The sequence below is a fragment of the Geminicoccus flavidas genome, from assembly GCF_009806515.1.
In the GTDB taxonomy this organism is placed as follows: Bacteria; Pseudomonadota; Alphaproteobacteria; order Geminicoccales; family Geminicoccaceae; genus Geminicoccus; species Geminicoccus flavidus.
On the sequence record NZ_WUJP01000429.1, the window covers coordinates 1 to 618 of the forward strand.

At 65.0% G+C, this 618-nt stretch carries 1 protein-coding gene; it reads right to left on the minus strand.

Features of this window, described 5'->3' with window-relative positions:
- Positions 1 to 110 precede the first annotated feature (110 nt).
- Positions 111 to 618: ABC transporter substrate-binding protein (locus EQG76_RS12040; RefSeq protein ID WP_159713656.1), on the minus strand; the 508-nt coding region annotated here is incomplete at its 5' end.

The following is a 618-nucleotide window of genomic DNA, read 5'->3' on the forward strand; positions in this document are numbered from 1 at the left end:
AGCCACCAGCAGCAGGGTAGAAAAATGCAGAGACACGCGCGACATCGGGACCGGCGATCCGTGGGCTTAAGGGCGATGGAGCGGGACCAGAAGCCCCGCTCCCCGATGGCTTACTGCGCGATCCAGGCGTTCCAGCGCTCGGTGATCCGGTCGACATTGTCGGCCCAGAACTGCTCGTCGATGAACAGGGAACGTTCCATGTTCGCACCGGCTGGCAGCATCTTGCTGGCCTCCGGATCGAGCCGCTCGACCGCCTGCTTGTTGGTCGGCCCGTAGGGGATGTGCTTGGGGAACTCCACCTGCGGCTCCGCCGTGTTGGCGAACTTGATGAACTCGACCGCGAGCTCCTTGTTCGGCGAATCCGCCACGATCGCCCAGGAGTCCATGCTGTAGGTATGGTCGGTCCAGACGAAGGCGAGGTCGCGGCCTTCCTCGTTGGCAAGCGCGATCCGGCCGTTATAGGCGGTGCTCATCACCACGTCGCCCGCCGCCAGCCACTCCACCGGCTGGGCGCCCGCTTCCCAGAACTGGATGTGCGGCTTGATCTCGTCCATCTTGGCGAACGCGCGATCCAGCCCCTCAGGCGTGGCCAGCACCTCGTAGACCTGCTCGAGCGGC